We start from the raw sequence: 13524 nt of genomic DNA, 5'->3' as shown, positions 1-13524 counted from the left end.
CGATCAGCGCAGGCCGTGGGCGGCAACAAGGCGGCTGTCTATGAGCATGCCGTCGCGAAATTGAAACTCATAAAGCGCCTCGAAATGGCGCTTCTGGCCGATCCGGGCTGAAATCTGGTCAAGACTGGTCGGGCTGGTGGCAACGCTGCCCATCTGGTCGGTGGCGAAATCGCCCATGCCCGCACTGATCAGCAGCCCGCGCCCCGTCGGGCCGGGCAGGTTGGCCAAATAACCATAATCCGTGCGCAAAGCATGTTCGCTCGCAAGGGCGGGCGAGGCGCGAAAAACCTGTCCGCTGGCCGGGTCGGTCATGGTGTCCTTGGCGGTCAGCCGGAATTGCGTGGCACCGCCCACCGTTGCCGACAGCGGGCCAAGATTGGCAAGGCGTCCGACATAGACCACATTGCCCGCCTGCAGCATGGCTGGCTTCAGTTTGGAGGCAGCCAGCACAATGGGGCGGCGGCGTGGGTTTTCGCCCAGATTGGGCAGGGCCTGCAGAATGGTCCATGCGGCCTGGGTGCTGGCGACAGGCGTAAAGTGCAGATCAAAATCGAAGAGGCGATAGAATTCCTCGGGATGCGTGCGGATATGCTGGCCCAGATCCTCGCGGGAATTGATGGCCGGGTCCAAAATCATACGCCGCACCGTCTTGCGATCCCCGGTTTCGGCCAGCACATAGGCATCGCCCACCAGAATGGTGGGAGGCGTTCCGGCATCCAGCCCGCGCGAAAGCACGCTGGGCCTGTCCTGCGCATCCTGCTGCGCCGGGCCGGGCCACAACGTCCATGCCGTCAGGAATGCCACCCCAAGTCCGGCCGCAGCCGGAATCGGCCACCAGGGCCTTGTCTGTTTGATGATGGGCGGCGGAGGAGCCGGCGGGGGCTGTTGCGGTATCGGCTCCTGTTTATCGGGCATGGCCAGCGCGATACGATACTCGCCCTTGGGAATGATCAGGCGCGGGCCGGTGTGGCCGCGATAGTGATCGTCGAGCCGTTTGCGCAGGCGATGAACGTAAACACGCACACCGGAATCCGTGGCCGAATCCTGAACGCCATCGACGCCGAACACGGCAAGTGCGACCTCGATCTCCTTAGGCGCGCGGACGTCGCCTGATCGCTCCGCAAGGTAATCGAACAGACGCAGTTGCAGTACCGACCGACCCGCCGCGATGGTCTTGCGCATCCGCGCAACTTCGGCGGCAAAGCTATCGGAGAGATCGCCGGAAGGTGAGGAGGCAGATGACGATTCGTCGGGCACTGAAACCTCATAAAGTAAACAATATCAGGTAATATACAAAATCTGTTGCAATAAGGAAATATAATCGCGATTTCCGTCGGGGGTTGGGATGGGGCGCCGTCTTTGGCCCGGAATGCGGTTAATGTAACGGTTTCGCAACAGTAAAACCTTCGTCTTGACAGGAGTCTTCACAGCAACGTGCGGTTGCTCAGCCGTGCGCGAACAGCGCGGAAAATGGCGGCGGGACACATGTTACAGGGAGAAATAACAATGACTTCGACGCAGCGCGCGCAACGTGTCACACACTTGCGCAACGATCTGCTGGCGGGGCTCGTCTTGCCTGCCTTGCTGGTGGCATCACCTGCGCTGGCGCAGGATGGGGGAAGCGCCGCCGCCGCGCGCAATGCCGATATGCCGGCTCCGGGGGAGATTGTCGTCACCGCCACGCGCAAGGCGCAATCGCTCAGCCGCGTTCCGGCCAGCGTGGTGGCCAAAAGCAGCGTGGAACTTGATACGCAGGGCGTGCGCTCGATCGCCGATATCGCGCAGGTCACGCCGGGCATCACCTTTGGTCAGTCCGCCGTCCTTTACGGCACAGGCCAGACCTCGATTGCGATCCGCGGCATCGATTCCGCTTCGGGGATTCCCACCACCGGCGTCTATATCGACGATACGCCCGTACAGACCCGCGTCGGGGTCAGTCCGTCGCTGAGCAATCCCTATCCGCAGGTGTTCGATCTTGATCGCGTCGAAGTGTTGCGCGGGCCGCAGGGCACGCTGTTCGGCAGCGGCTCGGTGGGCGGCGCGGTGCGCTTCATCATGCCCAAGCCCAGCTATGACAAGATTTCCATGTATGACCGCGCCGAAGTGGGCAGCACGCATAATGGCGCGGCCAGCTATGAGGCCGGGGTGGCGCTTGGCGCGCCGATCGTTACCGACAAGATCGGCTTTCGCGTCAGCGCATGGACCCGCCATGACGGCGGCTATATCGACCGTCTGGATCGGACCACCAAACAGGTTACGCAAAAGGACATCAACAGTTCCGATACAGTATCGCTGCGTCTTGCGCTGGGCGCACGGGCCACGGATCGGCTGACGATCACCCCGTCGATCTTCTATCAGTATCAGAACATTGCCGATGGTTCGCGTTTTGAACTGGCGACCTCCGATCTGGCCCATGCCGACCAACGGCTGAGCCTGAACACGAAGCCGGAGCGGCACCGCGACGATTTCTATCTGCCCGCACTCAAGGTCGAGCTTGATCTGGGCCGCGCCACGCTGGTTTCCGATACGTCCTATTTCCACCGCACCACGCGGACGCAGAGCGATGACGCCACGCTTAGCCTGACGCTGTTCGGCGGCGTGGTCGGCTCCATCCCCAGCCAGTTCCAGAACTATGCGCCGGGCACGCAAAGCCACACGATCCAGAAATCCTTCACGCAGGAACTGCGCCTGCAGAACAACAATGCCAATGACCGCTTCAACTGGATCGTCGGCCTGTTCTATCAGCGCTCCTTTGTGCAGGACCAATATGCCGGCAGCGATCCGCAGTTGCTTGATGTCGTCAACTATGGCCAGGCCCAGAACGGCAATCCGCCCTACTCCTCGCTGATGGATGCCTATGGGGTCGATCTCTATCAGGGCCAGTTCAGCGTGTTTCAGCGCAACACCCACCGCGATCAGCAAATCGCCGCCTATGCGCAGGCTGACTATGAAGTGGTGCCCCGGCTGAAGCTGACCCTTGGCGGGCGCTACACGATTGCCAAATATCAGTTTGAAGGCTTCACCGCCGGGCCGCTCTACACCACCCCCGGCCGTACCGACAGTCTGGGCATCACCAGCCGCACTTTCACCCCGCGCCTTGGGGTGACGTTTCAGGCCGACCCGCGCAACATGTTCTATGTCAGCGCGGCCAAGGGGGTGCGCGGCCCCGGCGTATCGCCGCCGGTGGGCCTGACATGCAGCAGCGATGCGGCGGCCATCGGATTTGATCCGCTCGCCTCGCTCAACGTCAAGCCGGACTCGATCTGGAGTTATGAAGCGGGCAGCAAAAACCGTCTGTTTGGCGGCAAGCTGGCGATGGATGCCTCGGTCTATCACATCGACTGGAACAATGTGCAGACGCTCTTTGCGCTGCCTACCTGTTCCATCTATGCCGCGCTCAATCTTGGCTCGGCCAAGGTTGACGGGTTCGATCTTGCGGTCACTGTGCGCCCCGTGCCCTCGCTGACGCTTGGCGCTTCGGTGGCCTATACCAATGCGCGTTATACCACCTCTATTCCGGGACCCAACGGCAGCACCATCCGCAAGGCTGGAGAGCCTTTCGCTGTGGCTCCCTGGTCATTCCAGTTGAATGGGGAATTCACCCATCCCGTTGGCGGCATCGAGGGCTATGCCCGCGCCGATTTCTCTTACAACAGCCACAACAGCACGCCGGTCAACGTCAATTCGCCGCTGGTTGATCCGGCCTTGCCGCGTCCGCCCGCAACCTCGCAACTCGATCTGCGCATCGGTGGCCGGATCAAGGCAAACTGGGCCGATCTTGATCTCAGCCTCTATGCCAATAACGTGACCGACAGCCAGCCTGTGCTGGCGCTTTATCACGATTCGCCGATTTCGACCTGGTATCGTGCGGGCAGTTTCCGCCCCCGCACGATCGGTCTCACCCTGACGGCGCGCAAATGAGGCGTCGGGTATTTATCGTGGTCAGCGCTCTTGCAGCGCTGACCAGCACCCCGGTTTGGGCCGAACCCGATTTTTCCGGGGTCTGGAACCGCTATCCGGCCTATCCCGACACATTTTCGGGTATGCCCGACCCGCCCGAGCTGCAGGTGGTGGAGCCGCCCTTGCGCGAGCCTTACCTGACGCAATGGCGCGCCATGCAGAAGCGCCGCGCCGATGCCGATGCCGCGGGCGCGCCCTTGCCAACCCCCAGTTCACGGTGTCTGCCCGAAGGGGTCCCTGGCCTGATGGGCGCGCATTACGCCTTGCAGATCCTGCAAAATCCCGCGCTCAAGCAGGTGACGGTGCTGGGCGAGTTCATGTCGCAAATCCGGCGCATCTATCTTGATGAACCGTTGCCCCCGATCAAGAGCATCAATCCGGGCTATTTCGGGCGTTCGACAGGCCATTGGGCGGGCGAGGCGCTGGAGGTGGATACAGCCGGTGTGCGCGAGGATGTGCAATATGCCGACATCCCTCATTCGGCCGACATGGTGGTGCATGAGAAATTGCACGTGCGGCCTGACGGGATTCTGGCCGATGATGTGACCATCACCGATCCTCAATATCTTACCCGGCCCTATACTTTCACATTTCTCTACAAGCGCGAGCCGCGAGAGTACCGCATTGACGAATATGTCTGCGAGCAAACGAAAGACGATTGAAAAATAATAAAGCCAGACCCGGTCATCCAGGTCTGGCTTTATCTTTCGCCGACTTTGGGAGAATTACAGGAACACCGCGCGCGACAGGCCGCCATCGACAGCAATCGATTCCCCGGTGATGCCGCTGCCCAGTTCGCTGGCCAGAAACACGATCGGATCGGCCACTTCATGCACTTCGAGCATACGCTTGAGCGCGGCAGGGGCACCGGCCTCGCGCTCGACAATGGCTTCAAACGTGGTGCCTTCTTCGGCGGCCATTTCGTTGAACCACTGCTCGATATGCTCGGTGCGAGTCACGCCCGGATGGATGATGTTGACGGTGATGCCGTCACGGCCCAGTTCATCGGACAGCGTTTTGGTGAAATGCACCAGCGCCGCGTTGCGCATCCCGCTCAGGGCCTCGGTGCAACGTGCCGTCAGGCCGCCGACATTGACGATACGGCCCCAGCCCGCCTTGCGCATATGGGGGGCGCAGGCCTTGGCGGTGCGGAAATAGCCCATCAGTTTGGTGTTGAGATCGAGCAGCAGCGCGTCCTCATCGGCCTCTTCGATGGCGTTGCGCACCAGACCGCCGGGGGCTGCCGCGCAATTGACCAGAATATGGACCCCGCCGAAATGCGCGACCGTGGCGTCGACCAGAGCCTGCACTGCCGCCATGCTGGTGGTGTCGGCGGGAATGGCCAGAACCTCGCCGCCGGTTTCCTCGCGCAATTGCGCGGCGGCGGCTTCCAGCGTTGCCTTGGTGCGCGCGGCGATCACAATCTTTGCGCCCGCAGCGGCCAGTTTGCGCGCCGTTTCCTTGCCGATGCCCACGCCGCCGCCTGTGATGATGGCCACCTTTCCGGCCACGCCCAATTCGAATGTCATGCTTTGCTCCTCATCTGATCCTTGGCAAAGGTGGTCATAACCATGCCTGCTATCTTTTTGTCCGGTGTGCCGAATTGTGCGGTCACGCTCTTGTCTGATGCGATTTGTGTAATTCCCGTCATGCTGCCGCAAGCGATGATCTGATGCCGTCGCAGGTGTTCGCCCCGCCGCCCCAGCCATGCAGCCAGCCAGCCCAGCGCCAGCAAGGGGTGGCCCATCACGGCGCTTGCGACTCCGTAAACCGGCTCTGCTCCCTCAGGCTGAAGCACTACGGTGCCTTCTGCCAATTCCTCGGACCAGCCATTGGCCAGCAAATCGCCCGTTACGATCGCGTTGAGCAATCCATTGTCGGCCACGATGCCCGAGGGGGAAAGATCATCATCGGCAAACCGGCTCGAACAGATTTCCAGACCCAGCCAGACCCGATCGACCGCTTCGGCCATCCTCGCCAGGGAGGGCGCGTCGGACATCACGGGCAGATCATCGCCGATGCGGACCAGCAGTTCGGCCTCGGCATAAACGGGGCGATCCATCGGCGCAGCCGAGGGGCGCGCCGCAAGTTCGGGCGCTGCAATGCGGCCCACCAGCGGGCCGTCCAGCCCCATCGCTTCCTGCGCGCGCAGGCTGGTCGCGGCCAGCTTGTAGCCTGCCAGCGGCAGACCGCGCAGCTCAAAGACGGCCTGCTGCACATGATAGGCCTGACCCAGCGTTAGTGCGGCGGCAATCTCGCTCTCGACATGCCCCAAGGCGTGGCCGGTGGCATGCGCATGAGCCAGGGATTGTGCCAGCAAGGCTTCCGGGCCTGCCCAAGGAGCCTGTGTCATGACGATTCTTCCCCATTGATTTCTTGTTGAGGGCAATCATGCCCAGATTGTCTCGTTATAGCAACAGAAAATGGAAAAACTTTTTGATTGTTTCCTTTTTGATGTCGCGCTATCCCTAACTCGACTCAGGAATGCCGAGCCTTGGCGACGCATGCCTTTGCGGCGCATCACAGGAATTTTTGCCGCCCGGGCGCTTCAAAGCAGCTTTGCGCGGATGGAAATTGGGGAGAAATTCTATGGCCTTGGTGGAAAATGCCTATGACGTGGCGGAACGTCTGACCCGTGACATGGCGGGCAAGGTTCAGGGCCTGCTGATCGACGGCCAGCGGGTTCCCGCGCTTTCGGGCGAAAGCTTTGCCACGATCAACCCGGCCACCGGCGAGGAAATCGCACAGGTGGCGCGTGGCGGGGCCGCCGACATCGACCGCGCGGTGGCCGCTGCCCGGCGGGCGTTTGAAAATCCGGCATGGCGCAGGATGAACGCCAATGACCGCTCGCTCTTGCTCTATCGCCTTGCCGACTTGATCGAGCAGCACGCTGATGAACTGGCCGTGCTGGAATGTCTCGACAACGGCAAGCCGTGGCTGTTCACCAAGGCCGTGGAGATCGAGGGTTCGATCAAGACGTTCCGTTATTTCGCGGGCTGGCCCACCAAGTTTGGCGGCGAAACGCTGCCTGTCTCGCCCCGCAGCGGTGCGCGCATCCTCAATTACACCACCCGTGAGCCGGTGGGCGTGGCCGGGCTGATCGTGCCGTGGAACTATCCGATGTCGATGGCGGCATGGAAGATCGCACCGGCCGTGGCGGCGGGCTGCTGCGTCATCCTCAAGCCTGCTGAACAGACCCCGCTCACCGCGCTTCGTCTTGGCGAATTGGCGCTGGAGGCGGGCTTCCCGGCGGGCGTCATCAATGTCGTCCCCGGTTTTGGCGAAGCGGGCGCGGCGCTGGTCGAACATCCCGGCGTGGACAAGGTGGCCTTCACCGGATCGACCGCCGTCGGCAAGGCCATTGTGCGCGGCAGCGCGGGCAATCTCAAGAAGGTTAGCCTTGAGCTGGGCGGCAAGTCGCCCCAGATCGTGCTGGCCGATGCCGATCTGGACGCGGCGGCGGCCAGCATCGCTTCGGGCATCTTCTTCAATCAGGGCCAGACCTGCACCGCCGGTTCGCGCCTTTATGCCCATGCCAGCGTGGCCGATGAGCTGCTTGAGCGCATCGCCGCTCATGCCGCGGCGCAAAAGATCGGCAATGGCCTGGACGACGCCACCACCTTTGGCCCGCTGATCTCGCAGGAACAGTGGGATGTGGTGAACGGCTATGTGAATATCGGCCAGCAGGAAGGCGCGCAGGTTCTGGCGGGCGGGCGTCGCCCTGCGGAACAGGCCAGGGGCTTCTTCTTTGAGCCCACCATTCTGGCCTCGGCCGGACCGGACATGCGGGTGGTGCGCGAAGAGATCTTCGGCCCTGTGCTTTCCGCCCTGACCTGGACCGATCCCGAAGAATTGGTGCGTCAGGCCAATGACAGCGAATTCGGCCTGTCGGCGGGCATCTGGACCAACGACCTCAAGACCGCGCATCGCATGGCCGAGGCGGTCAAGGCAGGCACGGTCTGGATCAATTGTTTCAACATGGTCGATCCGGCCAGCCCCTTTGGTGGTTTCAAACAATCGGGCTGGGGCCGCGAGCATGGCCGCGCCGCGATGGAACTCTACAGCGAGACAAAGAGCGTGTGGGTCAATCTCAGCTGAGATTTTTGAGCCGACCTCAAACAGATAGTGGAACAGCGAAAATGCAGAAGACGCTTTTGGTATCGACCGACGGACAGGCGATCATGCGCAGCCACGATGGTGGCACGAACTGGTATCGCATCAATGTGGGCCAGGATCTGGAATATGACGATTGCGTGCGCTGCCTTCTGGTGGACCCGCGCCGGAACGGCGCGATCTGGGCGGGCAGTGAGCGCGGCCTTTTCCGCAGCGAGGATTGCGGGGCGCATTGGCATCAGGTCGATTGCGCGCTCAGCGGTTTTGCCGTGTGGAAACTGGCCGTTTCGGAGAGCAACCCCGATTACATGTACGCCGGGACCGGATCACCCACCCGCGCTGCGTTTTTCCGCAGCACAGACGGCGGCAAGACGTGGGAGCAGACCGATCTGCTGATGCCCGAGCGTTGCGCCGGGGTCAGCCGCCCGCGTATGCTGGCGCTGGCGGTCAATCCCCGCGATCCGCTCGATGTCTGGGTGGGCGTGGAAGAAGGCGGCCTGTTCCGCACGCTTGATGGTGGCAACACATGGGCGCGGCTGGATGAGGAATGGCCCCATCATGCGGGCAATTCCGACATCCATGACATCGTGATCCTGCCCGCCCAGGCTGGTCAGGAAGACACGGTTCTGGTGCTGGTGGTCAACGCGCTTTACCGCTCGACCGATGGCGGGCAGACGTGGACCCGTATGCATGCCCGCGAAACCTGGGGCCTGCGCTATGCCCGCGTGCTGCTGCGCAAACCGGGCAGCGACCGCGAACTGGCGATCGGCATTGGCGACGGCACGCCGGGCAATACGGCGGCGGTGCTGGTGTCTGCGGACGCAGGGGCCACATGGGCCGAGAGCAAGCTGGACTATCAGCCCAATTCCTGTCTGTGGGCCTTTGGCGCCAATCCGGCTTTGCCCGACCTGATGATGGCGGGCACCAAGTTTGGGCATCTTTTCATCAGCGATGACAGCGGGCGCAACTGGGTAAAACAGCGGCGCGAATTCAGCGAAATTACCGGTATGGCCTGGGTTCCCGGCGTACCGTCGGACATGGAGCTGCCCCATGAAACCCATTAATGTGAAGCGGATTGCCCATATCGTCCTTTACGTGAAGGACCCGGACGCCTCGGCCCTGTGGTACAACAAGGTTCTGGGCACCGAGGTTTCCGCCCGCGTTCAGGACGGGCCCTACAAGGGCGGCGTGTTCCTCACCTTTGGCGAGAGCGATCATGACATCGCGCTGTTCCCCGCTGAGGAAGGCGCCACGACTGGCAAGGAATTCGAACATATCGGCCTGCAACTGGTCAGTCGCACCATGGACGACCTGCGCCGCGCCTATGGCCATTTGCTGGCCAATGACGTGCGGATTGCCGAGATCCTCGATCATGGCGTCTCGGTGGGCATCTATTTCTACGACCCCGACGGCCACATGCTCGAGGTGTTTCATCAATTGACCGATCATGCCGAGGGCAAGGCGATTGCCCAGTTGCATGACAATGGCGGGCAGGCCGACCCCACCCATCTCGATCCGCTGTGGCAGCAGGATCTGATACCCTATTCCGGAGAGAATTCATGAAGACGCATACCCCCAATTTCGGACCTTTCCACATCCGCAAGTGGTATGGTTTTGTCGATGAAACACTGGCCGGAGAAACCGGTGCTCCCGCAGATGGCGAACCGATCTACAAATATGTGATCGCCGCGGCCATTCACTGCCCCTATGCCGGACAGTATGTTCAGGACCTGACCGGCTGGATCGACGCCTCGCCCGCGCTGGGCGTGGAAATCGGTCGTCGCCTCAATGAATTGAGCGGCGGCAAGACGATCGAGAGCTATGGCAAGTCGATCCTGGTCGGCACCGATTGCGAATATGAACATGGCAATGCGCTGCTGACCAATCCGGCGGCCAATCCGGTGCGCGATGCCGTGGGCGGCGGCAAGAGCTGGGTTCCCTCGACCGGCAAGCGCGGCGGGCCCGGCACGATTGTGGACATTCCGCTGGCGCACAAGGACGCGCTTTATGTCCGTTCGCATTATGACACGATCAGCGTCAGCTTCAACGACGGGCCGAACCGCGATGAAGTGATCCTGATCTGGGCCTTTGCCACGCGCGGGCGCCTCAACGCCCGTCTGGGCGGATTGAAGGCCAGCGAGGTCAAGGGCGAAGACGGGCTGGTGTGAACCATGGCTGATGCGCAAAACCTGACGGCGGAAAACAGGCCGCCTGCACAGCCCGTCGGCCTTGGCGATGAGCGCGTTTCGTTCATCGAGGCCAATGGCCTGCGTTTGCGTGTGCGGGAATGGGGGCGGGCCGATGCGCCTGCCCTTGTCGCCCTGCATGGGCTGCGCGGCTTTTCCGGCACATGGCGGGCGCTGGCGGCGGCGCTGGGCGCGGGCTGGCGCGTGATCGCGCTGGACCAGCGCGGGCGTGGCGAAAGCGATTGGGATGCGCAGGCCAATTATTACACCGACGCCTATCTGGCCGATCTGGAGGCGCTGGTCGATGGATTGGGGCTGGAGCGCTTCGTGCTGCTGGGCCATTCGATGGGGGGAACCACATCCTATGTCTATGCGGCCAGACATCCCGAACGGCTCAATGCGCTGATTATCGAGGACATCGCGCCCGGTTCCTCGATCAGCGGGGCCGGGGCTGAGCGGATCAAGGCCGAAATGGCCGCCCTGCCGCTCAGCTTCGACGATTGGAGTGAGGCGCGGGCCTATTGGCGCCGCACCCGCCCCAGTGTCAGCCTTGCCGCGCTGGAGCAGCGGTTGTGGGAGAGCTTGCGCGAGACGCCTGATGGGCGGGTGGGCTGGCGCTATGACGCCGCAGGGATCAGCGCCACGCGGCTCGATCCCGACCCAGCGCGGGTGGTCGATCTCTGGCCGGTGGTGGAAAGCCTGCGCGTGCCGACATTCGTAATCCGTGGGGCGAAATCGGATTTCTGCCCGCTTGATACGGTGCGGGACATGGAGCGGCGCAATCCGCGCATCACCCATGTCAGCGTCGAGGGTGCAAGCCACTATGTCCATGACGACAGGGTGGATCAATTCAACGGTCTGGTGGCCGGATTTTTGGCCGGCGTGGCATCCGCGCAGGCATCGGGTGAATAAGCCTGTTATTGGGGAGCAAGGGTCAGGTGAGCAAGATTGAGGAAAATGGCGCGGTTGCCCTGTTGCGGACGCTTCGTCTGGGCGGCGCGCGCATCTGCTTTGCCAATCCCGGCACGACCGAACTGACCATGGTGCGCGCCATGGCCGATGTGCCCGAACTCAAGACCGTGCTTTGCCTGTTCGAAGGCGTGGCCACGGGGGCTGCCGACGGCTATTCGCGCGTTTCGGGCGAAGTGGCGCTGACGCTGCTGCATCTGGGGCCGGGCTTTGCCAATGGTATCGCCAATCTGCACAATGCGCGCCGCGCCCATTCGCGCATCGTCAATCTGATCGGGGATCATGCGACATGGCATCTGGCCTATGACGCGCCTTTGACCAGTGACATCCGCTCGCTTGCCTCGCCGGTTTCGGCCGAGGTGATTTACACCAGCGATGCCGCGCAATTGGGCAAGGATGCTGCGCGGGGGCTGCGCGCGGCGCGCGTAGCGCCCGGTGCGATCACCACACTGGTTTTGCCCACCGATGTGATGGACGCGCCCGCCGTTTCGGATCAGCCGGACGATCTGGGCGATACCGCGCCCGTGGCGGCCCCGGCGGCCCGGATCGCAGGCGTCGCGCAAAAGCTGCGCGGCGGCAAGGAAAAGGTTCTGCTGCTGGGCGGCAATACGCTGGGCGAGGCGGGCATTCGCGCGGCCGAAAAGGTGGCGCGCCGCACCGGCGCGCGGATCCTGATGGAGCCTTATCCGGCGATTGTCACACTGGGAGGTGACCTGCCGCGTGTCGAGCGACAGGCCTATTTTCCCGATGATGTCATCCGCCAGTTGGGCGATGCCACGGTGGTTCTGGTGGGCGCGCGTATGCCGATCAGCTATTTCGGCTATGAAGGCTATCCCAGCCAGTTGGTGCCCGATGAGCGGCTTGCCCTGCTGACCGAGGCGAATGAGGATGGGGCCGCCGCGCTGGAGGCGTTGGCCGCTTTGCTCGATGGGTCGGAGGGTGACTTGCCCGCATCGCCGCCCGTTCCCGCAGCGCCGGTTGGTCTCAATGCCGACGCCGTGGTCGAGGCCCTGCTTCCGCGCCTGCCGGAGGATGCAATCATTTCGCTGGAAGGTTCGACCCTTGGCGGCCCTTGGCTGCGTGAGGCGCATCGCGCGGCCCGCCACCGGGTGATGACCAACACCGGCGGCGCCATCGGCCAGGGCCTGCCCTGTGCGCTGGGGGCCGCTTTGGCCGCGCCGGGGCAGCGGGTGGTCAGTCTGCAATCGGATGGATCGGCGCAATATACGGTTCAGTCGCTCTGGACCATGGCGCATGAAAAGCTGCCGATCACGATCATCATCGCGGCCAACCATCGCTATGGTATTTTGCAGACCGAACTGCGCCGCGCGCAGGCCGATCTGGCCCATCCGGCGATTGCGGGCATGACGGTGCTGGACGATCCAGCCACCGACTGGGTGGCGCTGGCCAAGGCTTACGGCGTTCCGGCCCTGCGCGTGACCGAGGCAGGGCAATTGGGCGAAGCGCTGGATCAGGGGCTGGCCTGCAACGGGCCGATGCTGATCGCGGTGGAATTGCCGTGAGCCGGGTTGCACTCGTTACCGGGGGCAGCGGCGGGATTGCGCCGGGGATTGTCCAAAGGCTGGTGGCCGATGGATGGCAGGTGTTCATCACCGCGCGCCGGGCCGAGCCGCTTGAGGCGGCGGCCCGGCAACTGGGCGCCCGCGCGATCACCTCGGATGCCACCGATGCGCAGAGTGTGCTTGAACTGGCGCGGCAGGTCGGCGGGATCGATCTGCTGGTCAATGTTGCGGCCAGCAGCACGCCCATCGGCGGGGCCATTGAAACGGTTAATGTCGATGCTCTGGTGGGTGATCTGGACACCAAGGTGGGTGGCTATCTGCGCTATATTCAGGCCTTTGTGCCGGGTATGCGGCAAAGAGGCGGGGGCGCGATTGTCAATATCGGCGGCCTGACCGGGCGCTCGTCGGACACGCTGAGCGGTTTGCGCAATGCGGCGATCAGCCATTTCACCAGGGTGCTGGGCGATCAGCTCGGGCCCGACGGGATCAGGGTCAACACGATCCATCCCGGCATCGTGGCCAGTCCGCATCTGGTCGAACTGTTTGGCGAGATGGCCCATGAGCGGGGCGTAACGGCCGCGCAGGTCGAGGCCGAATTTGTCGCGCAGGTGCCGACACGGCGGGTCATTGATCCGGCCGAAATCGGCGATCTCGTGGTATTTCTGGCCGGACATGCCGGGCGCTCGATCAATGGCGAGTCCATTGCTCTGGACGGCGGATATTCGCGCGGCATTTATCTTTGATCCGATGAACGCAAAGGAAGGCATGTCAGC

Annotated in this window: 12 protein-coding genes; 9 read left to right on the top strand and 3 right to left on the bottom strand. The window is 62.9% G+C overall.

The genetic code is table 11. From position 1 onward, the window contains the following. Positions 1–3: 3 nt before the first annotated feature. A complete protein-coding gene (locus FHW92_RS00545) occupies positions 4–1257 on the bottom strand; it encodes a helix-turn-helix domain-containing protein (RefSeq protein ID WP_168601283.1) in 1254 nt (417 codons plus the stop codon). 249 nt (positions 1258–1506) lie between these two features. On the opposite strand from FHW92_RS00545, the gene FHW92_RS00540 reads away from it, so the two are divergent. Further along, complete coding sequence (locus tag FHW92_RS00540; protein WP_168601282.1) at positions 1507–3921, top strand: TonB-dependent receptor; 2415 nt, start codon at positions 1507–1509, stop codon at positions 3919–3921. Beyond that, on the top strand, positions 3918–4622 hold the full coding sequence (locus FHW92_RS00535) for a hypothetical protein (RefSeq protein ID WP_168601281.1): 705 nt from the start codon (positions 3918–3920) through the stop codon (positions 4620–4622). The genes FHW92_RS00540 and FHW92_RS00535 overlap by 4 nt, the downstream gene beginning before the upstream one ends. 63 nt (positions 4623–4685) lie before the next feature. Here the strand turns inward: FHW92_RS00535 and FHW92_RS00530 are convergent, their stop codons facing one another. Both FHW92_RS00530 and FHW92_RS00525 read right to left on the bottom strand, forming a co-directional pair. After that, on the bottom strand, positions 4686–5489 hold the full coding sequence (locus tag FHW92_RS00530; RefSeq protein ID WP_168601280.1) for an SDR family oxidoreductase: 804 nt from the start codon (positions 5487–5489) through the stop codon (positions 4686–4688). Beyond that, positions 5486–6313: a hypothetical protein gene (locus FHW92_RS00525; protein WP_168601279.1), complete on the bottom strand. Its 828-nt coding sequence runs from the start codon at positions 6311–6313 to the stop codon at positions 5486–5488. Before FHW92_RS00525 ends, FHW92_RS00530 begins: the two co-directional genes overlap by 4 nt. A 236-nt stretch (positions 6314–6549) precedes the next feature. On the opposite strand from FHW92_RS00525, the gene FHW92_RS00520 reads away from it, so the two are divergent. Genes FHW92_RS00520 through FHW92_RS00490 form a run of 7 tightly spaced genes read left to right on the top strand, consistent with a single transcriptional unit; the run spans position 6550 to position 13494 of the window. Then, positions 6550–8058: an aldehyde dehydrogenase family protein gene (locus tag FHW92_RS00520; RefSeq protein ID WP_168601278.1), complete on the top strand. Its 1509-nt coding sequence runs from the start codon at positions 6550–6552 to the stop codon at positions 8056–8058. A 41-nt stretch (positions 8059–8099) separates the two neighbouring features. Beyond that, positions 8100–9137 (top strand): glycosyl hydrolase, encoded by a 1038-nt coding sequence (locus FHW92_RS00515; protein ID WP_168601277.1) that lies wholly within the window; start codon positions 8100–8102, stop codon positions 9135–9137. Beyond that, complete coding sequence (locus FHW92_RS00510; protein WP_168601276.1) at positions 9124–9636, top strand: VOC family protein; 513 nt, start codon at positions 9124–9126, stop codon at positions 9634–9636. Before FHW92_RS00515 ends, FHW92_RS00510 begins: the two co-directional genes overlap by 14 nt. Continuing rightward, entirely contained in the window at positions 9633–10241 is a 609-nt protein-coding gene (locus FHW92_RS00505) for an amino acid synthesis family protein (protein ID WP_168601275.1), read from the top strand. Before FHW92_RS00510 ends, FHW92_RS00505 begins: the two co-directional genes overlap by 4 nt. Positions 10242–10244: 3 nt before the next feature. Then, positions 10245–11171, top strand: coding sequence for an alpha/beta hydrolase (locus FHW92_RS00500; protein WP_168601274.1), 927 nt, complete (start codon positions 10245–10247; stop codon positions 11169–11171). A gap of 26 nt (positions 11172–11197) precedes the next feature. Then, positions 11198–12751: an acetolactate synthase large subunit gene (locus tag FHW92_RS00495; RefSeq protein ID WP_168601273.1), complete on the top strand. Its 1554-nt coding sequence runs from the start codon at positions 11198–11200 to the stop codon at positions 12749–12751. After that, positions 12748–13494: an SDR family oxidoreductase gene (locus FHW92_RS00490; RefSeq protein WP_349237615.1), complete on the top strand. Its 747-nt coding sequence runs from the start codon at positions 12748–12750 to the stop codon at positions 13492–13494. The genes FHW92_RS00495 and FHW92_RS00490 overlap by 4 nt, the downstream gene beginning before the upstream one ends. The last annotated feature ends 30 nt before the right edge of the window (positions 13495–13524 follow it).

Source organism: Novosphingobium sp. SG707, assembly GCF_012275515.1.
Lineage (GTDB): Bacteria > Pseudomonadota > Alphaproteobacteria > Sphingomonadales > Sphingomonadaceae > Novosphingobium.
The sequence above is the reverse complement of the archived record's forward strand: the minus strand, read 5'-3'. Positions and strand labels throughout refer to the sequence as shown.